The sequence below is a fragment of the Vibrio sp. ED004 genome, assembly GCF_023206395.1.
Taxonomy (GTDB): domain Bacteria; phylum Pseudomonadota; class Gammaproteobacteria; order Enterobacterales; family Vibrionaceae; genus Vibrio.
Window position 1 is genome coordinate 1,501,818 of record NZ_CP066149.1, and the last position, 21,564, is coordinate 1,523,381.

The following is a 21,564-nucleotide window of genomic DNA, read 5'->3' on the forward strand; positions in this document are numbered from 1 at the left end:
CACTCATTATGTTAGATAAATTAGTAATCGCGAACCGTGGTGAGATTGCACTACGTATTCTGCGTGCATGTAAAGAGCTTGGCATTAAAACGGTAGCTGTTCACTCAACAGCTGACCGCGATCTTAAGCACGTACTGCTTGCAGACGAAACCATTTGTATCGGTCCAGCTCGTGGTATCGATAGCTACCTAAACATCCCTCGTATCATCAGCGCTGCTGAAGTTACAGGTGCAGTAGCCGTTCACCCTGGCTACGGCTTCCTATCTGAAAATGCAGACTTTGCAGAACAGGTAGAGCGCAGTGGCTTTATCTTTGTTGGCCCTAAAGCTGAAACTATTCGCATGATGGGTGACAAAGTGTCAGCTATCACGTCGATGAAGAAAGCTGGCGTACCTTGTGTACCAGGTTCTGACGGTCCTCTTGATGACGACGACGCGAAAAACAAAGCGCACGCTAAGCGCATTGGTTTCCCAGTAATCATCAAAGCATCTGGCGGCGGCGGCGGTCGTGGTATGCGTGTTGTTCGTTCTGAAGCAGAACTAACAGAAGCTATCGCGATGACTCGTGCTGAAGCAAAAGCATGTTTCAACAACGACATGGTTTACATGGAGAAATTCCTAGAAAACCCACGTCACATTGAAGTACAAGTGCTTGCAGATGGCCAAGGTAATGCTATCCACCTAGGTGAGCGTGACTGTTCAATGCAGCGTCGTCACCAGAAAGTTGTGGAAGAAGCACCAGCTCCAGGTATCACTGAAGAGATGCGTAAGTACATCGGCGAACGCTGTACTCGTGCTTGTCTTGAGATTGGTTACCGCGGTGCAGGTACATTTGAATTCCTATACGAGAACGGTGAGTTCTACTTCATCGAAATGAACACTCGTATCCAGGTTGAGCACACGATTACTGAAATGGTAACGGGTATCGACCTAGTGAAAGAGCAACTGCGTATTGCTGCTGGTCAGCCTCTATCATTCACTCAAGATGATATTAAGCTGCGTGGCCACTCAATCGAATGTCGTATCAATGCGGAAGATCCAGTTCGTTTCCTACCTTCTCCAGGTAAGATTGAACGTTTCCACGCACCAGGCGGCATGGGCGTACGTTGGGAATCTCATATCTACACAGGTTACACAGTGCCACCACACTACGATTCAATGATTGGTAAGCTGATCACTTACGGTGAGAACCGTGATGTTGCTATCGCTCGTATGAAGAACGCACTGGGTGAAATGATCGTTGAAGGTATTAACGTTAATACTGAACTTCAACTGTCTATTATGAACGACGAAAACTTCCAACACGGTGGTGCGAACATCCATTACCTTGAGAAGAAGCTTGGTCTGCAATAAAACTAGCCCTAAGTAATCGGTTCTTTTAAGAACATTTAAAATGCTCACTTCGGTGAGCATTTTTGTTTTTAGAGCCCCAAAAAACTCAATCTTTAATCCCCATTTTATTCCGTGGGGTTTTGGTGAATTTGCTCATATTTTCTGCTAGACTCGCCATCCAATTTTTCTCATATAGAAGATGCAGCCATGCCTTGGATTCAAATCAAGCTTAATGCTACCAATGAAAATGCCGAACAAATCGGCGACATGTTAATGGAAGAGACTGGTGCTCTTTCTGTAACTTTCCTGGATGCACAAGATACCCCTGTATTTGAGCCTCTGCCGGGTGAAACTCGCCTTTGGGGTGATACTGACATTCTCGCGCTTTACGACGCTGAGACTGATACTGGTGTCGTTCTAGCGCAGATTAAAGCAAGCAACATGTTCCCTGCAGACTTTGCTCATAAAGTAGAGCAAATTGAAGACAAGGATTGGGAACGTGAATGGATGGACAACTTCCACCCAATGAAGTTTGGTGAGCGTTTATGGATCTGCCCTAGCTGGCGCGATATCCCTGAACCTGACGCTGTAAACGTAATGCTGGACCCAGGTCTTGCATTCGGTACAGGTACTCACCCAACAACGGCATTGTGTCTTGAGTGGCTTGAAGGCCTAGACCTGACAGGCAAAACCGTGATCGACTTCGGTTGTGGCTCAGGCATCCTAGCGATCGCAGCGATCAAACTTGGCGCAGCAAAAGTTATCGGGATCGACATTGATCCTCAAGCTCTGCTTGCATCAAAAGACAACGCACAACGCAATGGCGTTGCTGAGCAACTAGAGGTGTTCTTGCCACAAGATCAACCTGAAGGTTTGCTGGCTGACGTTGTTGTTGCCAACATTCTTGCGGGTCCATTACGCGACCTGTCAGGCATCATTAAAGGCCTAGTTAAGCCAAATGGTGTGCTGGCGATGTCGGGTGTTTTAGATACACAAGCGGAAGATGTTGCGACTTATTATCGTGATGAGCTTCACATTGATCCGATCATCGAGCAACAAGAGTGGTGTCGTATCTCTGGTCGCAAGCAAGGCTAGACAAGACTTTGGGCGCTAATTGATTGAATTTTATGCAAATTACAAAAACAATTTGTAAATGCTCAAATATTAGTCTTTTCACGCAGCGAAAAAATGCGTAAAATGCGCGCCCTTGCTGGTACAGAACTGTGATGACGTTTTGAAAATCGGAAATTATCAACTTAAGAACAATCTAATCGTCGCTCCAATGGCTGGCGTAACGGATAGACCATTCCGTGAGTTGTGTCTTCGCTATGGTGCGGGGATGGCAGTCAGTGAAATGATGTCCTCCAATCCTAAGGTTTGGAAAACGTCGAAGTCTCAGCAGCGTATGGTACATGAAGGCGAATCGGGCATTCGTTCAGTACAAATCGCTGGTGCAGATCCACAGCTTATGGCCGAGGCTGCTCAATTCAATGTCGATAACGGTGCGCAAATCATCGATATCAATATGGGTTGTCCAGCCAAAAAAGTGAATAAGAAGCTTGCGGGCTCTGCCCTACTTCAGCATCCAGAACTCATAGAAGAGATCTTGAAGGCTGTCGTAAACGCCGTCGACGTTCCAGTAACGTTAAAGACTCGTACAGGCTGGGATACAGATAACAGAAACTGTGTCCAAATCGCTAAAATAGCTGAAGACTGCGGCATACAGGCACTTGCCCTTCACGGGAGAACTCGCGCTTGTATGTACAAAGGTGAGGCAGAATACAAACACATTAAAGCGGCGAAACAAGCTGTATCTATTCCGGTTATTGCTAACGGTGATATCGATAGCCCGGAAAAAGCTAAGTTTGTGCTGGAGTACACCGGCGCTGACGCTTTGATGATTGGTCGTCCTGCCCAAGGTCGTCCATGGATTTTTAACGAAATCCTACACTATTTGGAAAACGGCACCACGATGGACCCACTCCCAATCTTGGAAGTGAAGGACATCATGCTTGGTCATGTTAACGCTCTGCATGAATTCTATGGAGAGTTTTTAGGCCCTCGCATCGCTCGTAAGCATGTGGGTTGGTATCTAAAAGAGCATGAACAAGCGAGTGAGTTTCGCCGTACCTTCAACGCACTCGAAGCAGGTGATCTGCAGCTTGAGGCGCTAGAAGGTTATTTTGATAACGTTGCACCATAATTACGAGAAGAGCTAGACCGAATATGTTCGAACAAAATCTGACTTCAGAAGCATTGACAGTGACTACAGTAACATCACAAGACCAAATCACGCAGAAACCACTACGTGATTCAGTGAAAGCATCATTGAAAAACTACCTTGCTCAATTAAACGGTCAAGAAGTCAGCGAGTTATACGAACTAGTATTAGCTGAAGTTGAACAGCCACTACTAGACACCATCATGCAGTACACTCGCGGTAACCAAACTCGCGCAGCAACTATGATGGGTATCAACCGCGGTACTCTTCGCAAGAAACTTAAAAAATACGGCATGAACTAATCGTTCTTTCGTAATTAATTGAATTGAAAGCCAAGCTCATTGATTTAGTTTGGCTTTTTTTTGGCTTGTCGGTTAAGCATTGAAGAGAATCTAATAGCGGAACGGGTTATTAAAGGCGCTGTTAGCTACAGCAACGCCCCTTATCAAGGTTTGCTGAGTCCAAGGCAGCCAGAATAGAACAATGGCTCGCATCGTCGTCTATGTGGCCACAACACGCATCATTAATCTTCTTGAGTGCTGTGCGAATCTTGGTGAGCTCGGTAATCTTCTCATCAATCATCTCCAGCTTGGCAGTGGTAATCGACTTCACTTCAGCGCAACTGTGCTGCGTCGCTTCCAAGCGAATCTCAAGCAATTCTTTAATCTCATCCAAACTCAGCCCCAACTCTTTGGATTTGAGAATAAAGGTCACCTGTTTCTGGTTATTTTCATCATAGAGACGATAACCCGACTCACTGCGACTGGCTGGCGCAATCAGATTATTCTTCTCATAAAATCGCAAGGTATCGGCCGTCACACCGCATCGTTTCGCTAATTCACCAATCTGGAACATGTTTTTTCCTACTCTTTCGTCCATTCCACAATTAACCTTATCGTTACTTTTCAGGCTGAAATGGCACTTTTCATAATTAATTTTGAGATGCCAAACGATTGCGCGAGCTTTTGTGTAATAAATTAGTTAGAATCTGCGCCATCAAATTTGGAGTTGGTTATCTTATAGCTAGATCATAAGACAAACCCAAAAGGTCTTTACCAAAACTGGCCAATATTTTATCTCTTACTGGTATCTAAGATAATCCACGCTAAGAAGATAGAAACAAGTTCTTTTTTGGCAAATATCTTTATTTTAACCCCATGAATTTGAGGAAGATGGAAGCATGAATAACGCTCGTCCAATTCGCCGCGCTCTAATCAGCGTATCAGACAAAACTGGTATCGTTGAATTTGCACAAGCTCTTGCTAACCGTGGTGTAGATATCCTATCTACCGGTGGCACTGCTCGCCTGCTTGCTGAAAAAGGCATCTCTGTTACAGAAGTATCTGACTACACTGGTTTCCCAGAAATGATGGACGGCCGTGTTAAGACTCTGCACCCAAAAGTTCATGGTGGTGTTCTAGGCCGTCGTGGTCAAGACGATGACGTGATGGAAACTCACGGTATCAACCCTATCGATATGGTTGTTGTAAACCTATACCCATTCGCAGAAACCGTTGCTAAAGAAGGTTGTACCCTTGCTGATGCTGTTGAGAACATCGACATCGGCGGTCCTACAATGGTTCGCTCTGCAGCGAAAAACCACAAAGACGTGACTATCGTTGTAAACGCACACGACTACGAGCGCGTTGTAGCTGAAATAGACGCTAACGAGAAATCTCTAACACTAGAGACTCGTTTCGACCTCGCTATCGCAGCATTCGAGCACACAGCTTCTTACGACGGCATGATCGCAAACTACTTCGGCACTATGGTTCCATCTTACGGTGCCTCTCTACTTGATGAAGAAGGAAAGAAGGCTGACGAAGAAAGCAAATTCCCTCGCACGTTCAACCAACAGTTCGAGAAAAAACAAGACATGCGCTACGGTGAGAACAGCCACCAAGCAGCAGCATTCTACGTTGAAGCAAACCCAGAAGAAGCATCAGTGTCTACTGCTCGCCAAATTCAAGGTAAAGCGCTTTCTTACAACAACATCGCTGACACTGACGCAGCACTTGAGTGTGTGAAAGAGTTCGACCAGCCAGCATGTGTGATCGTTAAGCACGCTAACCCATGTGGTGTGGCACTAGGTGAAGACATCCTAGAAGCTTACGACCGTGCATTCAAAACAGACCCAACGTCTGCATTTGGCGGCATCATCGCTTTCAACCGTGAACTAGACGCAGCAACAGCAACGGCTATCACTGAGCGTCAATTCGTTGAAGTTATCATTGCACCTTCTGTTTCTGCTGAAGCAGTAGAAATCGTAGCGGCTAAGAAAAACCTTCGCCTACTTGAGTGTGGTGAGTGGACAACTAAGACAACTGGCTTTGACGTGAAACGCGTTAACGGTGGCTTGCTAGTTCAAGACCGTGACCAAGGCATGGTGTCTGAAGATGACCTTAAAGTGGTTTCTAAACGCCAACCTACAGCTGAAGAGCTAAAAGACGCACTATTCTGCTGGAAAGTAGCGAAGTACGTTAAATCTAACGCTATCGTTTACTCGAAAGGCGACATGACTATCGGTGTAGGCGCAGGCCAGATGAGCCGCGTTTACTCTGCGAAAATCGCAGGCATCAAAGCTGCAGACGAAGGTCTACAGGTTGAAGGTTGTGTGATGGCATCTGATGCATTCTTCCCATTCCGTGACGGTATCGACGCGGCAGCAGAAGCGGGTATCAAGTGTGTTATCCAACCAGGCGGCTCTATGCGTGATGACGAAGTGATCGCAGCAGCAGACGAGCACGGCATGGCGATGATCTTTACTGGCATGCGTCACTTCCGCCACTAATCTCCTCTTCGTATTTGGCACTGTGGCGTCGTTAGCTGCTTTCGCCCACCCCGGTCACATACCGAGCTATGCTCCCGGGGATGGGCTCAATTGCTGCCTAGCCACATCACCAACTACTTTGAGCAAGACTTATGATTTTGTTTTTTTTTAAATATTCCGATATTTGAAATACGTAGAGCAAGTCAGTGACTTTAGTTCAAGGAAAACACGCGGAGCTTATGACCATAAGTGAGCATGTTTGACACAGAAATAAAGGCTCTGAAGCAGCTATAAGGATTTTAAAACATGAATGTACTTATTATTGGTGCCGGCGGTCGTGAGCACGCACTAGGTTGGAAAGCAGCACAAAACCCAAACGTTGAAACAGTATTCATCGCTCCAGGTAACGCAGGTACTGCACTTGAGCCGAAACTTGAGAACGTAAACATCGGTGTTGAAGACATCGCAGGTTTAGTCGCGTTTGCTCAAGAGAAAAAAATCGAACTGACTATCGTTGGCCCTGAAGCGCCATTGGTTATTGGTGTGGTTGACGCATTCCGCGAAGTCGGTCTGCCTATCTTTGGTCCGACTCAAGCAGCAGCGCAGCTTGAAGGTTCTAAAGCATTCACTAAAGACTTCCTAGCTCGTCATGACATCCCAACGGGTTACTACGCAAACTTCACTGAGATTGACCCAGCTATCGCTTACGTACGTGAGCAAGGCGCACCAATCGTAGTGAAAGCAGATGGTCTTGCCGCTGGTAAAGGCGTTATCGTTGCGATGACACTTGAAGAAGCTGAAGATGCAATCAAAGACATGCTTGCTGGCAACGCATTTGGCGAAGCAGGCAGCCGCGTGGTGATTGAAGAGTTCCTTGAAGGCGAAGAAGCGAGCTTCATCGTCATGGTTGACGGTTCTAGCGTTCTGCCTATGGCCACCAGCCAAGATCACAAACGTGTTGGCGACAAAGACACTGGTCCGAATACTGGCGGCATGGGTGCTTACTCTCCAGCTCCAGTTGTGACGCCAGAAATCCACAACCGTATCCTTGAGGAAGTTATCTACCCAACGGTACGTGGTATGGATGCTGAAGGCGCGCCTTACACTGGTTTCCTTTACGCTGGCCTAATGATCGATGCTGATGGTACGCCTAAGGTTATCGAATACAACTGCCGCTTCGGCGACCCTGAAACGCAACCTATCATGATGCGTATGGAGTCAGACCTTGTTGAACTTTGCCTAATGGCTATCGACGAGAAGCTGGACGAAGCAGAGTCTAAGTGGGATCCACGCGCTTCGATCGGTGTTGTTCTTGCGGCTGGCGGCTACCCTGCTGACTACGCAAAAGGTGACGTTATTTCACTACCAACAAGCGATGTTGAAGGCCAAAAGGTTTTCCACGCAGGTACTACAAATAACGAAGCTGGCGACGTTGTGACAAACGGCGGCCGTGTACTGTGTGCAACAGCGCTAGGTAACACAGTTTCTGAGGCTCAGGAGCGTGCTTACGCGTTAACGAAGCAAGTTAGCTGGAATGGTATGTTCCACCGCAATGACATTGGTTACCGTGCGATTGCGCGCGAGCAAGAGCAGTAATCAATGTCATCACTCGCTTAATACGAATACGGTAAGTGAGTGACCACAAAAGACTGTTCGCAACAAAATAAAAAAAGGCGCCTCTAAGGCGCCTTTTTTACTACTTAATCTGTAGCTGTACAGACAAATCAGCACTTGACCTACCATAGGCCAAATACCCTTAATTCTTTGATTACCCACTACTCTTTCAGTAATGAAGGCCTTGTCACACAGTCATGGCTGTCATCAGCTAACATCAGTAACTCTTCAACCGACATTTTACCAAGTGAATCGCTGCCTAGAAACGCTGCATAGCTTTCCACAGACGCCAATCGGTCAATCACGAAGCTTGGTAAGGTTTGATTAAACTCAAAGCTATCAAATTCGCCGCCAGAGCATGTTTCGAAAGAACTGCCATTCCAGTACCCCTGAATCAGTCGAAAACCTTCGTCATACTGCTTCATTGTGGTTTCTAGAACCGATTTAGCTTCTTTCTGGTAGTTCTCAAGTTGTTTAGCTTGGATAGGTAAGATCTTGTTGTTAAGACGATACTGTTGATACACAGCTTCGCCTGACTTATTGAAACGCACGTGGACACGATAAGGGACTAGCTCATTCGATGAATTGCGCTGTTCGCCTTCACGAATGAATTCACGCAGTACACCTTCCGACCAAGCATAGTCAGTTTGGTACCAGCCGTAATCGCCCACAGTGACGTAGTCAGCTGAAGTATGAGGTTGTGTTAGCTTGTTGGTGACCCAGTAGAAACTTGTCGCGTCGCCCATGACTTGGCCGCCGGTATGAGTTTCAAATTGCTCTAGGTTTTTGCGAGGGCTTGTTGAAGAACAGCCAATGAGAAATGTAGATAACAGTGAAACGAGAAGAAATGCTTTTTTCATAAAAACCTGTACCAAGGTGGAATACGACTACCTCGGTACAGTTTAGATTATTTCACTGAATCTTTCAGCGCTTTACCTGCAACAAATGCTGGAACATTTGCAGCAGCGATTTGGATCTCGTCACCAGTTTTTGGGTTACGACCAGTGCGAGCTGCACGGTGGTTTACTTTAAAAGTACCAAAACCAATTAGCTGAACTTGATCGCCATCTTTAAGAGCATCTGTAACACCGCCAAGAGTCGCTTCTAGAGCAGCTTTAGCTTGTGCTTTAGAAAGGTCCGCTTTTTCAGCAATAAAGTCGATTAATTGAGTCTTGTTCATTTTAGGTTTCCCTTCTTTGTATTTTTGAATTCAATTCACTCTAAAACATAAATGCCCCATCTGGCAAAGGTTTGTCGTCGATCTTTAGCTCTAATGCCGTAGTTTTAGCCATAATATGAGTAATAACTCACAATTTGTTACTGATTTTATTGAGCAAGCCCTTGTTTAAAAGGGGCTCAGCGCAAAATTAATGATGACCTAGCCACTACTTTTTCTCTATAATCCACGCTGAATCGCTGATAAAGCGTACAATTTAATTTAAGGGCAAACATGCTGCTGCTAACTATTTACGTCTCCATTGCTATTGGAGTTTCTTTCATTTGTTCTGTTTTGGAAGCTGTACTTTTGAGTATTAGTCCGAGCTACATTGCTCAACTAAAACAAAATGGGCACCCTGCAGCAGAATCATTAGACAAACTGAAAACAGATATTGACCGTCCACTGGCATCAATTTTAACGCTCAACACCATCGCGCACACGATCGGTGCTGCGACAGCGGGTGCACAAGCAGCGGTTGTATTTGGTAGCCAATGGTTGGGTGTATTCTCAGCTGTGCTAACTCTGGGTATTTTGGTCTTGTCTGAGATTGTTCCAAAAACGATTGGTGCAACCTACTGGCGTCAACTTGCTCCTGCATCATCAACCGTACTTCGTTGGATGGTGTTCTTCCTAACTCCGTTTGTTTGGTTCTCAGAGCAAATTACAAAGCGTCTGGCTCGTGGCCACCAAGCACCAAAAATGCGTGATGAGCTATCTGCAATGGCAATTTTGGCTAAAGAGAGCGGTGAGTTTGCAGAAGGCGAATCAAAAATCCTGAGCAACCTACTTGGCATTCAAGACGTGCCTGTGACTCAAGTAATGACACCACGCCCGGTTGTATTCCGTGTTGATGCGGAAATGAGTGTGAATACTTTCCTTGAGCAACACAAAGACACGCCATTCTCTCGCCCGCTGGTTTACAGCGAGCAGAGCGATAACATCATCGGCTTTGTCCATCGCTTGGAGCTGTTTAGATTGCAGCAAGCCGGTTGTGGCGAAAAAGCGCTAGGTGAAGTGATGCGTCCTATTCACGTGTTGCTGAACAACATGGGCTTAGCAAAAGCTTTTGACCAAATGATGGCGAACCGCCTGCAACTGTCTTTGGTTGTTGATGAGTACGGCACCATTCAGGGCATCATCACCCTAGAAGATATCTTTGAGCACCTTGTCGGTGAAGAGATCGTCGACGAAGCGGATAAAACCACCGACATGCAAGAGCTGGCGTTTCAACGCTGGGAAAAGTGGAAAGAAACACACGGTGTTATCGAAAACCGCGATGAAGAGGACGAGCTAGAGGAAGAAACTCCAGCAGACAACGAAACCTCTGATTCAAAAAATGCGGATGAAGAGCAAGCGCCAAAAGAAGAGAAAAAAAACGCTTAATCTCGATTTGATATCGTCAGATACAATAAAGGCTCCCAAGGGAGCCTTTATTTTTATTCGTACTTTGATGCGATAACGAATTATAACGCGACACCAATGTTACTGACTGGGTCTTCACGCAGTTCGTGGCGTAGGTCTTTAATAAGCTCTAGGTCACGCTCAGTCGTTTCGCGTAGAGGTCGGAAGATGGCCCACTGAACATCCCACTCTTCACACACCGCTTCGTTTTCTTTCTGGTTTTCGTTTGTCACTTCATCTGCGCCTTGAGCAAACTCAAGCTCAGCAACCGTCTTCACCGATTGTTGACTCACTTTAATCACAGCTTCAAACATGTGCTCACGGTCAAGCAGACCATGGATCAACGTTGCTAAACCTTGGCACGCGTCCATTGCAGGGTAGACACCATAGAAGTCAAAATCATCTGCGCTAGGGAATAGTTCTTCTACTTTCTCTAGTTGACGTTCAAAGTTCACCTTTGCCGTTTTAACCGTTAGGATTTCCCAAATGCTATCCAAAACATCACGATAGATTCGAGCTTCCGCAAATTCTGTATTCTCACAAAACATGGCATAGTTAGGGTACATACGCTCACATAGACACGCCATAAAGGTAATTTGTTGCCAAGGTTCTAACTTTTCAAGACGAACCTGCAGTGGATTCTGAAGCATAGTCACTCAATAATTGCAGAAAAAGACAGCGAAAGTGTACTTGATAAACCCTGGGGGGAAAAGGTAAGCCGATGAACAATTTTACGAATAAGCTCTATATTCTTACTGAGCATGACGATACCTATACGCAACTGATTCTAAACCAGGATTTACCCGACTTAGAAATCACTCAAAACCCCGAGTTAGCTGAGATTGTATTAGCCTCGCCTCCCCTCATAGCCGAGCGTCTTAACGAGTTTAAAACGCTTGATTGGGTACAAAGCACCTACGCTGGCATCAATAAGCTCACTCAACCAGAGCTTCGTCAGGATTACACGCTGACCAACGTCAAAGGTATCTTCGGTCCTGCTATCGCGGAGTACGTTTTAGGTTACGCCATCAGCCACTTTAGACACTTTCCTCATTACCACCAGCAACAACAGCAACGAAGCTGGCAGCCTCAGCTTTATTCTAGCCTAACTGACAAGACCATGGTGATTTTAGGAACGGGGTCTATTGGTAGTCATTTAGCAAAAACCGCTGAAGCGTTTGGCATTCATACCATTGGCGTCAACCGCACAGGCATTCCATCAAAGCAAGAGACCTTCAAAGACACATTCCACATCAATGAGTTAAAAGCCGCCCTCAAGCAAGCGGATATTGTGGTCAATACCCTGCCATCAACACCTGAAACCAATCAACTACTTAATCAAGCCACTCTCGGTTACTGTTCTAATGTACTGCTGTTTAATGTCGGCAGAGGGGAAAGCATCGACAACAAAGCCTTGCTGTTAGCGATTAAAAACCGATGGGTAGAACACGCATTTTTAGATGTATTTGAAAGCGAACCCCTTTCGCAAGATCACCCTTTCTGGAAACTCCCGCAAGTGACGATTACGCCACACATTGCTGCACTCAGTGAGCCAAGACAAGTGGTCGAGATCTTTGCAGAGAATTACCAACAATGGCGAGATGGTTTTACACTGAACCATGTCATTGATTTTGATAAAGGCTACTGATGTCTTCTTCGCTACTTAAAGAGATACGACAATGCACTGCATGTGAGCCTCACCTCTCGCATGGTGCCAACCCTGTCATTCAAGCACATCCAAACGCGCGCTTGCTGATCATAGGTCAAGCGCCGGGTATCAAGGTGCATGAGTCATCCATCCCTTGGAACGATGCCAGTGGTGAACGCTTGAGAGAATGGCTAGGGATAGACAGCGATACTTTTTATGACGAAAAAAAAGTCGCGATTGTGCCTATGAGTTTTTGTTACCCGGGGAAAGGAAAAAGTGGCGACCTCCCTCCAAGACCAGAATGTGCTGAGTTGTGGCATCAGAAAGTACTGCAATCACTACCCAATATCCAAATGACACTATTGATTGGTCAGTACGCGCAAAATTATTATTTGAAGGAAAGAACAACCAAAACACTGACTGAGACAGTCAAGAACTGGCAGGCTTGGGCACCGGAGTTTTTACCACTTCCCCACCCTTCACCACGCAATAATATCTGGCTCAAGAAGAACCCTTGGTTTGAGAGAGACGTCATTCCTTATATCCGAATGCACATCTCAGAGCATTTGGCCTACCATGATCCAAATGCTTAATTTACTGCACACTGTCGAAATTCAACGAATATTGAATGCTGATATGAAGGCAATAAAAAAGGTTCATCGCGGCTTTCCGGGGAAAGCCGCTTTTATCTTCAAGAAGAAGTAGTCTGTATCTCGATATCCATACCCCATTCGCTTGATTAACTTTATTTTGTTGTTTATCCCTTCCAATGTGCAGGTGTTGAGCGGATAAGTTGCCGATGCAATAATACCGTGAAGATAAGGCCTCAGTTTTCGTGCAAACTCTTTCAATGGCTTAATTCCACTCTCTTGCACTTGTGCCCACCATACCTCCCAGAGCCCCTTAGCATGTGCTTCTGATTTACAGTACCAAAGCTCTTTGAGTTGTGAGCCGAGTATATAAGTGGCCATCAAGTCCTTATTGATATTCAATATTTCAGTAAGATAGCTATCTTGTCGTGCATTTAAATTATCTCTGTTTTTCAGCAGTACCCAGCGTGAGCGCTTCACACATTGCCTCGCTTTTTTATCCTGCTTGAGTTTGTTAGCTTGGTCGACTCTGACTCTATCCATCACCTCACGACCGAACTTAGCAACAACATGGAATAAGTCGTAAACGATTTTTGCATTCGGGCAGTGCGCTTGAACTTCAAGGTCAAAAGCCGTATTCATGTCCATTGCGACCGCTTCGATATTGTTACCATGCTTGCCTAACTGCTCGAAAAACGGTCGTATGTCCTTGCGGCTACGACCTAACCCTATCCAAATGACTTGGTGAGTCTTAGCATCAGCGATGACTGTGGCATATCAGTGCCCTTTAAAGATGGCGAACTCGTCCATGACGAGCTGCCTTAGCCCTTCCCATTTCACTGACGGTACCACTTGGCGAAGTCGACGTTTATCTATCTCTTTAATGGTGTGCCAATGAACGCTCGTTAACTGGGAGATATGCTTAATGGGAAGAAGAGGCAGTAGTTGTTCTATATAGCTTTTAGACGCGTCGTTATACGAGCATAAGGCTCTAACCAAGATAGAAACTCTGTTTTTATGCCGCAGTCACGACACTTGATCCTTCGAGTTTGAACGGAAAGCTCAACAGGAACATTGAACAACATGGCCTCTTTCACATGACGCCATTGATACTCATGGATAGCCTCAGCTTCAAGACCGCAAAGGCATTTAGCCTCAGAATTAGGTTTAAGAGTTAGTGTAACAAGTGATGCTGTCTGGTGAGACTTTACTATTTTAAAGCCTTCCCAGAATGAAGATAGGAAAGTATGATTCGGCATGAAAACGGTAGTTTGTGTATGATTTTTGTTTGGCGACTAAACCATATCACTTACTACCGTTTTTTTGTTTTTAGTTCCCGCTAATCCGCGATGAACCATAAAAAAGCGCTGCGGGTTGCCCAGCAGCGCTTGAAATCATCTTACTCAGAATTACTTATGGTAAGGCTTAGACAGTTCGTGAACAGCGTCAACGAATACACCAGCGTTTTCTGGCGGCACATCTAAGTGAATACCGTGACCTAGGTTAAATACATGACCTGTACCACCGTCGCCAAAGCCTTCAAGAATGCTACCTACTTCTTCACGAATACGTTCTGGTTGAGCGTAAAGCATAGAAGGATCCATGTTACCTTGCAGTGCCACTTTGTCGCCGATGCGAGCTTTCGCGTCTGCGATATTGATTGTCCAGTCTAGACCTACAGCATCACAGCCTGTTGCTGCGATAGACTCTAGCCACATGCCGCCGTTCTTAGTAAACAGAGTAACAGGAACACGACGACCTTCGTTTTCACGGATTAGGCCATCAACGATTTTGTGCATGTACTGCAGTGAGAACAGGTTGTAATCACGAGGAGTAAGTACACCACCCCATGTATCAAATACCATTACTGATTGAGCACCCGCTTTAATTTGCGCGTTTAGGTATTCAATTACACTGTCAGCCAGCTTATCTAGAAGCAGGTGCAGTGTTTGTGGTTCTGCGTACATCATCTTCTTGATCTTAGTGAACGCTTTAGAGCTTCCACCTTCAACCATGTATGTCGCTAGTGTCCATGGGCTGCCAGAGAAACCAATCAGTGGTACTTCGCCTTTCAGATCTTTACGGATCTGACGAACAGCGTTCATTACGTATTGAAGCTCACCTTCTGGATCAGGTAGGCCAATCTTATCTACGTCAGCTTTACATGTGATTGGACGCTCAAACTTAGGACCTTCACCTGTTTCAAAGTACAAACCTAAGCCCATAGCATCAGGGATCGTTAGGATGTCTGAGAACAAGATTGCCGCATCAAGCGGGAAACGACGTAAAGGTTGAAGGGTTACTTCTGATGCAAGTTCCGCGTTTTTGCACAAAGACATGAAGTCGCCTGCTTCTGCACGCGTTGCTTTGTACTCTGGAAGATAGCGGCCAGCTTGGCGCATCATCCATACCGGTGTGTAATCAACAGGCTGTTTTAAAAGTGCGCGTAAATAGCGATCGTTTTTTAATTCGGTCATTCCGTTAAATTCCAATTCAATCTTGTCTAGTTTTGATGGCAAGTATTCTAACACTGATTGAGGGGTAAAAGCTGTGTGCTTTGCAACCTAGATCAAGTTATTAACTTTTAAATCAATGCTTAATTTGCACCCAATTAAGGGAGCATGTTAAAAATTTGTTCGCTAGCGAAAATTACAATTATAACACCTGAGTAGTCACTACTCAGCATCTCATAACGACATCTTACTTACCCCCTCCACTTGTGGAGGGTTTTTTTTACCTTTTGACCACCCATAGGCCAAATACTATTGCAGGCCATTTAGTGCTCGAGCACCTGCTCTGTCACTTCGCCTTTCATCACGTCATCGACTGTTTTCTCAATCAATTGTCTCGCAATGGTACCAACCGGAGCCACGTCAGGTAGAGCCGTCACGTTAAACCACTGGGCATCAGATAGCTCACTGTAATCAGGCTTGAGAGTACCACCCGCATAATCAGCCAGAAAGGCCATCATCATGCTCGATGGGAAAGCCCATGGCTGACTGCCAAAGTAACGAATATTCCCCACATCGATACCCGTTTCTTCTTTGACTTCGCGCGCCACACACTGCTCTAAGGTCTCTCCTACTTCTAGAAAGCCCGCTATCACGGTATACATGCCCGTTTTATGTCTTGGGTGTTGTGCCAGCAATATCTTGTTGTCGTTTCGTACAGCGACAATGATGCACGGGAAAATGCGTGGATAATGAAGAGTTCGACAGTCACCACACTGCATCGCCACTTGATTGTGATTCAGGTGATTACGACCGCCACATTGCGGGCAGAAACGCATACTTTGGGTCATGTGCCCATACTGGATAGCTTTACTTGCCATGAGAAAGTTCGATTCAGGCCAGTGCAGTAACTCGCGTAGGTTAACCATGCTCAGTTCACTCTCGACATCACAATCGTTAAGCCAATAAACCTTGCGACCTTGATGTTGGCCAATACAAATCGCATGTTCAACACTCAGCCCTAGATCGTCCGCAGAGCCGTAAGGAAACTGATCATTATTGACCCAAATATCACTACCTGAAACGACGCACCAATAAGCTTGCTCTGTCATTTTCTTATCACTTTTTTTTAACATCCCTATGCCTCATTGCTTGCAGTTCGTTCATTTTACTGGCAATCTAATTTCATACTAGAGTTGTAGCAGAGAATAATTCAAGCTATTACTTTTAGTAGTTATCAATAAACGGACCCTGCTTAGGCAATTACTTGATCACAAGGTTGTGATCAGATCATGAGGACATGGTCATGCTAAATAAATTCAAACAAATACAAGAACAATGGGGTGGCTCTAATGAGGTCATCGATCATTGGCTCGAAACTCGACAGTCTCTAATCGTTGAGTATTGTAAGCTAGGTGCCTTGCAGCCAGCTAGCAACGGGCAATCAAACGTTGTTGAACTCCCTTCTCCTAAAGAAATAAGCTCATTCTGCGATCATGTTGTCGATTATATCTCAGAGGGTCATTTTAAGATCTACGATATGGTCATGAAAAAATGGCAAGCAACAGGCTTTAAAACCAATGACGAGATTGATACAACTTACGCGAAGATTGTACTCACAACCGAGCCGCTTCTAGAGTTCAATGATAAGTACGTTAAAGTAAATGCAGACGATGAGTTGCCTAACTTCGAAGGAGATATGTCAAAAGTAGGTGAACTACTCGAAGTACGTTTTGAAGTAGAAGATAATCTTATCCAGCTTATTGCAGACAGTTTAGCGATCCCACCAGGCGCTTAGTTAGCTGAACCCTTAATAAGCTTGCCTCTGTGCAAGCTTTTTGTTTTGCCTATAACTCCCCTAACCACTCAACTCTATTAAAGCCTAAGTACCACCAGCAAACTGCTAATCCGCCCCCTAGACTCACCCACGATTACCCTCTTTCCATCAATGGTCGTGATTCACCGGCTAGCGTCAGTAAAAACACGCCTAAGCTCACATACCAATAACCCAAACGCCAGATACAAAAAAGGCACCCGTAGGTGCCTTTTTGTTATCTCTTAGAGACTACTCGTAGAGCTTACTCTTCTGAAGAGAAACCAGCATTTAGAAGTGCTGCTAGATTGTCAGTAGCTTGTTCAGCTGAAGGACCTTCTTGCTCTTCTTCACGCTTAGCTTGACGCTCTTGGTGGTATGCGAAACCAGTACCAGCTGGGATCAGACGACCAACAATTACGTTCTCTTTCAGACCGCGAAGGTCATCACGCTTACCAGAAACCGCAGCTTCTGTTAGTACGCGAGTCGTTTCTTGGAACGATGCAGCTGAGATGAATGACTCAGTTGCAAGAGATGCTTTAGTAATACCTAGTAGATCACGTTCGAAACGTACTAGTTCTTTACCTTCAGCTTCTAGCTTACGGTTAGCAATCTTAACATTGTGGTACTCAACTTGTTCGCCAGGTAGGAACTGAGAGTCACCAGAATGAGTGATTGTACACTTACGTAGCATTTGACGAACGATAGTCTCAATGTGCTTATCGTTAATCTTAACGCCTTGTAAGCGGTAAACTTCTTGAACTTCGTTCGCGATGTACTGAGTTACTGCGTGGATACCACGTAGACGCAGGATATCGTGTGGAGTTTCAGGACCGTCGGCGATTACATCACCACGTTCAATCTTCTCACCTTCGAACACGTTCAATTGACGATGCTTAGGAATCATCTCTTCGTAAGCGTCACCGCCTTCACGAGTGATTACTAGACGACGCTTACCTTTCGTTTCTTTACCGAAAGACACAGTACCTGTGTGCTCAGCAAGGATCGCAGGCTCTTTAGGCTTACGAGCTTCGAATAGGTCAGCTACGCGTGGAAGACCACCGGTGATATCTTTGTTTCCGCTCGATTTTTGAGGGATACGAGATAGTGTGTCACCAATGCCAACTTCAGCGCCATCTTCAATGTTTACAATCGCTTTACCAGGTAGGAAGTAGTGAGCTGGCATTTCAGTACCAGGGATCATTACATCGTTACCTTGCTCGTCAACAAGTTTGATAGCTGGACGCATATCTTTACCTGCTGCTGGACGAGCTGCTGCATCTGTAACTTCAGAAGAAGAAAGACCAGTTAGATCATCCGTTTGACGAGAAACAGTTACGCCATCGATCATATCAACGAACTGGATGCGACCTGCCACTTCAGTGATGATTGGCATAGTGTGCGCTTCCCAGTTAGCTACAACTTCACCAGCTTCCACTGCGTCGTTGTCCGCTTTGCTCAGTACAGAACCGTAAGGAAGTTTGTGCTTCTCTTTAGTACGACCGAACTCATCAATAATCGTCATCTCAGATGCACGAGAAGTGATAACTAGCTTCTTGTCTTTGTTGATTACGAACTTAGCGTTGTGAAGTTTCACAGTACCAGTTGTCTTAGCTTGGATGCTGTTCTCTGCTGCTGCAGTAGATGCCGCACCACCGATGTGGAACGTACGCATCGTTAGCTGTGTACCCGGTTCACCGATAGATTGTGCAGCGATAACACCAACTGCTTCACCTTGGTTCACTAGGTGACCACGTGCTAGGTCACGACCGTAACACTGTGCACAACAACCGAAGTCTGCATCACAGGTAACAACAGAGCGCACTTTCATGCTATCTACTGAGTTGTCTTCCATGATTTGACACCACTTCTCATCAATCAGAGTATTACGTGGAATCAGTACATCTTCAGTACCAGGCTTAAGAACGTCTTCAGCTACTACACGACCTAGAGCAAGCTCAGAAAGTGCAACTTTAACGTCACCACCTTCGATGTGAGGCATCATGTCGATACCTTCGTGCGTGCCACAGTCATGTTCGTGAACTACAACGTCTTGAGCAACGTCTACTAGACGACGAGTTAGGTAACCCGAGTTTGCTGTTTTCAGTGCTGTATCCGCAAGACCCTTACGAGCACCGTGCGTTGAGATAAAGTACTGAAGGACGTTTAGACCTTCTTTAAAGTTCGCAGTGATCGGCGTTTCGATGATTGAACCATCTGGACGCGCCATCAGACCACGCATACCCGCTAGCTGACGAATCTGAGCTGCAGAACCACGTGCGCCCGAGTCGGCCATCATGTAGATGCTGTTGAACGATTCTTGCTGTTCTTCTTCACCGTCACGGTTGATAACTGTTTCAGAAGATAGGTTATCCATCATTGCTTTCGCAACGCGGTCATTCGTAGATGCCCAGATATCGATAACTTTGTTGTAACGCTCACCCGCAGTAACAAGACCAGATTGGAATTGTTCTTGGATTTCACGAACTTCTTCTTCAGCAGATTCAATTTCATCGTATTTCGCTTGAGGTACAACCATATCGTCGATACCTACAGAAACACCAGAAAGTGCCGCGTATGCAAAACCTGCGTACATGATTTGGTCAGCGAATACTACTGTGTCCTTAAGACCAAGCTTACGGTACGCTTCGTTAAGAAGGGTAGAAATTTGCTTCTTACCTAACTTCTGGTTAACGATGCTGTACGGTAGGCCAGCTGGAACGATTTGCCATAGCATTGCACGGCCGACAGTTGTATCAACCATCTTCGTTTCAGTAGTGCTGTTACCATCTTCGTCTACTACGGTCTCAGTGATACGAACTTTAACGCGAGCGTGAAGCTCAGCAGTCTTAGTACGGTATGCCTTCTCAGCCTCTTCAGGGCCAGCAAGGTACATACCTTCGCCTTTCACGTTGATCTTTTCACGAGTCATGTAGTAAAGACCCAATACAACGTCCTGAGAAGGTACGATGATCGGATCACCTGATGCTGGCGACAGAATGTTATTCGTCGACATCATCAGTGTACGTGCTTCAAGCTGTGCTTCTAGAGTTAGAGGCACGTGTACCGCCATTTGGTCACCATCGAAGTCGGCGTTGTATGCCGCACACACTAGTGGGTGAAGCTGAATCGCTTTACCTTCGATTAGTACTGGTTCAAACGCTTGGATACCTAGACGGTGAAGTGTAGGTGCACGGTTAAGCAGTACTGGGTGTTCACGGATAACTTCGTCTAGGATATCCCAAACGATAGCTTCTTCGCGCTCTACCATCTTCTTAGCAGCTTTGATTGTCGTAGCCATGCCACGAGTTTCTAGCTTGCTGTAGATGAACGGCTTAAATAGCTCAAGTGCCATCTTCTTAGGAAGACCACACTGATGTAGACGAAGGTATGGACCTACTGTGATTACAGAACGGCCAGAGTAGTCTACACGTTTACCTAGAAGGTTTTGACGGAAACGACCTTGTTTACCCTTGATCATATCAGCAAGAGATTTCAGAGGACGCTTGTTCGAACCTGTAATCGCACGACCGCGACGACCGTTATCTAGAAGTGCATCAACAGACTCTTGCAGCATACGCTTTTCGTTACGTACGATGATGTCCGGAGCAGCTAGCTCTAGAAGACGCTTCAAACGGTTGTTACGGTTAATAACACGACGGTAAAGGTCGTTCAGATCAGAAGTCGCAAAACGACCGCCATCTAGTGGTACTAGAGGACGCAGATCTGGCGGTAGCACTGGAAGTACAGTCAGGATCATCCATTGTGGGTCGTTGCCCGATTGGATGAACGCTTCAACTAGCTTCAAACGCTTAGTAACTTTTTTACGCTTAGTTTCAGAGTTAGTTGTTTCCAACTCTTCGCGCATTTCTTCCACTTCTTGATGAAGGTCCATTGTTGCAAGCAGATCTTTGATCGCTTCCGCACCCATCTTAGCAGTGAATTCGTCACCCCACTCTTCTAGACGATCCAGATACTCTTCTTCAGTAAGCATCTGAGATTTTTCTAGATCAGTCATACCTGGTTCAGTTACTACGTACATTTCGAAGTAAAGAACACGTTCGATATCACGTAGAGGGATATCCATTAGTAGACCGATACGAGACGGCAGTGATTTTAGGAACCAGATGTGAGCAACTGGAGAAGCTAGCTCGATGTGGCCCATACGGTCACGACGAACTTTAGTCTGTGTAACTTCAACGCCACACTTCTCACAGATAACACCACGGTGCTTCAGGCGCTTGTATTTACCACAAAGACATTCGTAGTCTTTAACTGGACCAAAAATACGCGCACAGAACAGACCATCACGTTCAGGCTTGAACGTACGATAGTTAATTGTTTCCGGTTTCTTAACTTCACCAAAAGACCATGAACGGATCATGTCTGGTGAAGATAGACCGATTTTGATTGCATCAAATTCTTCGGTCTTATGCTGTGCTTTTAGAAAGTTTAATAAGTCTTTCACATTCAGCTCCTGTAAGGAGTTAAAGGAGCTCGCTACTGC

Annotated in this window: 17 protein-coding genes and 1 pseudogene; 10 read left to right on the forward strand and 8 right to left on the reverse strand. The window is 45.6% G+C overall.

Annotated elements, in window-relative coordinates; translation table 11 throughout:
- Window positions 1–8 precede the first annotated feature (8 nt).
- The 4 genes from accC to fis all read left to right on the forward strand — a co-directional run bounded on the left by accC (window position 9) and on the right by fis (window position 3,854).
- Window positions 9–1,352, forward strand: coding sequence for an acetyl-CoA carboxylase biotin carboxylase subunit (accC, locus tag ITG10_RS06735; RefSeq protein WP_017633389.1), 1,344 nt, complete (start codon window positions 9–11; stop codon window positions 1,350–1,352).
- A 186-nt stretch (window positions 1,353–1,538) separates the two neighbouring features.
- Window positions 1,539–2,426, forward strand: a complete 888-nt coding sequence (gene prmA, locus ITG10_RS06740; RefSeq protein ID WP_009844690.1) for a 50S ribosomal protein L11 methyltransferase — start codon at window positions 1,539–1,541, stop codon at window positions 2,424–2,426.
- A gap of 139 nt (window positions 2,427–2,565) precedes the next feature.
- Complete coding sequence (dusB, locus tag ITG10_RS06745) at window positions 2,566–3,534, forward strand: tRNA dihydrouridine synthase DusB (RefSeq protein ID WP_164913329.1); 969 nt, start codon at window positions 2,566–2,568, stop codon at window positions 3,532–3,534.
- Window positions 3,535–3,557: 23 nt separating this feature from the next.
- Entirely contained in the window at window positions 3,558–3,854 is a 297-nt protein-coding gene (gene fis, locus ITG10_RS06750) for a DNA-binding transcriptional regulator Fis (protein WP_004729744.1), read from the forward strand.
- A gap of 121 nt (window positions 3,855–3,975) precedes the next feature.
- Here fis and zntR read toward each other — a convergent pair whose 3' ends face one another.
- Window positions 3,976–4,407, reverse strand: a complete 432-nt coding sequence (zntR, locus tag ITG10_RS06755) for a Zn(2+)-responsive transcriptional regulator (protein WP_017633392.1) — start codon at window positions 4,405–4,407, stop codon at window positions 3,976–3,978.
- A gap of 325 nt (window positions 4,408–4,732) precedes the next feature.
- Here zntR and purH point away from each other — a divergent pair, with 325 nt between their 5' ends.
- Window positions 4,733–6,343 (forward strand): bifunctional phosphoribosylaminoimidazolecarboxamide formyltransferase/IMP cyclohydrolase, encoded by a 1,611-nt coding sequence (gene purH, locus ITG10_RS06760; RefSeq protein WP_017633393.1) that lies wholly within the window; start codon window positions 4,733–4,735, stop codon window positions 6,341–6,343.
- Window positions 6,344–6,628: 285 nt separating this feature from the next.
- Complete coding sequence (gene purD / locus ITG10_RS06765; protein WP_017633394.1) at window positions 6,629–7,918, forward strand: phosphoribosylamine--glycine ligase; 1,290 nt, start codon at window positions 6,629–6,631, stop codon at window positions 7,916–7,918.
- Between the two features lie 179 nt (window positions 7,919–8,097).
- On the opposite strand, the gene ITG10_RS06770 is transcribed toward purD, so the two are convergent.
- The gene (locus ITG10_RS06770; protein WP_017633395.1) at window positions 8,098–8,796 is read right to left on the reverse strand and encodes a DUF1481 domain-containing protein; all 699 of its coding nucleotides are present in this window, start codon (window positions 8,794–8,796) and stop codon (window positions 8,098–8,100) included.
- A 47-nt stretch (window positions 8,797–8,843) separates the two neighbouring features.
- Window positions 8,844–9,116 (reverse strand): nucleoid-associated protein HU-alpha, encoded by a 273-nt coding sequence (hupA, locus tag ITG10_RS06775; RefSeq protein ID WP_004729753.1) that lies wholly within the window; start codon window positions 9,114–9,116, stop codon window positions 8,844–8,846.
- 270 nt (window positions 9,117–9,386) lie between these two features.
- Here hupA and ITG10_RS06780 point away from each other — a divergent pair, with 270 nt between their 5' ends.
- Complete coding sequence (locus tag ITG10_RS06780) at window positions 9,387–10,538, forward strand: hemolysin family protein (RefSeq protein WP_017633396.1); 1,152 nt, start codon at window positions 9,387–9,389, stop codon at window positions 10,536–10,538.
- A gap of 80 nt (window positions 10,539–10,618) precedes the next feature.
- On the opposite strand, the gene ITG10_RS06785 is transcribed toward ITG10_RS06780, so the two are convergent.
- Window positions 10,619–11,206, reverse strand: coding sequence for a DUF416 family protein (locus ITG10_RS06785; RefSeq protein ID WP_017633397.1), 588 nt, complete (start codon window positions 11,204–11,206; stop codon window positions 10,619–10,621).
- A 71-nt stretch (window positions 11,207–11,277) separates the two neighbouring features.
- On the opposite strand from ITG10_RS06785, the gene ITG10_RS06790 reads away from it, so the two are divergent.
- A complete protein-coding gene (locus ITG10_RS06790) occupies window positions 11,278–12,204 on the forward strand; it encodes a D-2-hydroxyacid dehydrogenase (protein ID WP_017633398.1) in 927 nt (308 codons plus the stop codon).
- A complete protein-coding gene (locus ITG10_RS06795) occupies window positions 12,204–12,797 on the forward strand; it encodes a uracil-DNA glycosylase family protein (protein ID WP_248386752.1) in 594 nt (197 codons plus the stop codon). Before ITG10_RS06790 ends, ITG10_RS06795 begins: the two co-directional genes overlap by 1 nt.
- Before the next feature lie 63 nt (window positions 12,798–12,860).
- Here the strand turns inward: ITG10_RS06795 and ITG10_RS06800 are convergent.
- The 3 genes and pseudogenes from ITG10_RS06800 to nudC form a co-directional block, all read right to left on the reverse strand.
- Window positions 12,861–14,053, reverse strand: a pseudogene (locus tag ITG10_RS06800) (ISL3 family transposase).
- 150 nt (window positions 14,054–14,203) lie between these two features.
- Window positions 14,204–15,271: a uroporphyrinogen decarboxylase gene (hemE, locus tag ITG10_RS06805; RefSeq protein ID WP_017631520.1), complete on the reverse strand. Its 1,068-nt coding sequence runs from the start codon at window positions 15,269–15,271 to the stop codon at window positions 14,204–14,206.
- A 299-nt stretch (window positions 15,272–15,570) separates the two neighbouring features.
- Window positions 15,571–16,380: an NAD(+) diphosphatase gene (nudC, locus tag ITG10_RS06810; protein ID WP_017631519.1), complete on the reverse strand. Its 810-nt coding sequence runs from the start codon at window positions 16,378–16,380 to the stop codon at window positions 15,571–15,573.
- A 164-nt stretch (window positions 16,381–16,544) separates the two neighbouring features.
- Here nudC and ITG10_RS06815 point away from each other — a divergent pair, with 164 nt between their 5' ends.
- Window positions 16,545–17,042, forward strand: a complete 498-nt coding sequence (locus tag ITG10_RS06815) for an Rsd/AlgQ family anti-sigma factor (protein ID WP_017096512.1) — start codon at window positions 16,545–16,547, stop codon at window positions 17,040–17,042.
- Window positions 17,043–17,322: 280 nt separating this feature from the next.
- Here ITG10_RS06815 and rpoC read toward each other — a convergent pair whose 3' ends face one another.
- Entirely contained in the window at window positions 17,323–21,525 is a 4,203-nt protein-coding gene (rpoC, locus tag ITG10_RS06820) for a DNA-directed RNA polymerase subunit beta' (RefSeq protein ID WP_017631518.1), read from the reverse strand.
- Window positions 21,526–21,564 lie beyond the last annotated feature (39 nt).

Bases quoted from the DNA above. Each gene is read 5' to 3' on its own strand.
- accC (WP_017633389.1), top strand. From the start codon at position 9: ATGTTAGATAAATTAGTAATCGCGAACCGTGGTGAGATTGCACTACGT.
- prmA (WP_009844690.1), top strand. From the start codon at position 1,539: ATGCCTTGGATTCAAATCAAGCTTAATGCTACCAATGAAAATGCCGAA.
- fis (WP_004729744.1), top strand. From the start codon at position 3,558: ATGTTCGAACAAAATCTGACTTCAGAAGCATTGACAGTGACTACAGTA.
- zntR (WP_017633392.1), bottom strand. From the start codon at position 4,407: ATGTTCCAGATTGGTGAATTAGCGAAACGATGCGGTGTGACGGCCGAT.
- purH (WP_017633393.1), top strand. From the start codon at position 4,733: ATGAATAACGCTCGTCCAATTCGCCGCGCTCTAATCAGCGTATCAGAC.
- purD (WP_017633394.1), top strand. From the start codon at position 6,629: ATGAATGTACTTATTATTGGTGCCGGCGGTCGTGAGCACGCACTAGGT.
- ITG10_RS06770 (WP_017633395.1), bottom strand. From the start codon at position 8,796: ATGAAAAAAGCATTTCTTCTCGTTTCACTGTTATCTACATTTCTCATT.
- hupA (WP_004729753.1), bottom strand. From the start codon at position 9,116: ATGAACAAGACTCAATTAATCGACTTTATTGCTGAAAAAGCGGACCTT.
- ITG10_RS06780 (WP_017633396.1), top strand. From the start codon at position 9,387: ATGCTGCTGCTAACTATTTACGTCTCCATTGCTATTGGAGTTTCTTTC.
- ITG10_RS06785 (WP_017633397.1), bottom strand. From the start codon at position 11,206: ATGCTTCAGAATCCACTGCAGGTTCGTCTTGAAAAGTTAGAACCTTGG.
- ITG10_RS06790 (WP_017633398.1), top strand. From the start codon at position 11,278: ATGAACAATTTTACGAATAAGCTCTATATTCTTACTGAGCATGACGAT.
- ITG10_RS06795 (WP_248386752.1), top strand. From the start codon at position 12,204: ATGTCTTCTTCGCTACTTAAAGAGATACGACAATGCACTGCATGTGAG.
- hemE (WP_017631520.1), bottom strand. From the start codon at position 15,271: ATGACCGAATTAAAAAACGATCGCTATTTACGCGCACTTTTAAAACAG.
- nudC (WP_017631519.1), bottom strand. From the start codon at position 16,380: ATGTTAAAAAAAAGTGATAAGAAAATGACAGAGCAAGCTTATTGGTGC.
- ITG10_RS06815 (WP_017096512.1), top strand. From the start codon at position 16,545: ATGGTCATGCTAAATAAATTCAAACAAATACAAGAACAATGGGGTGGC.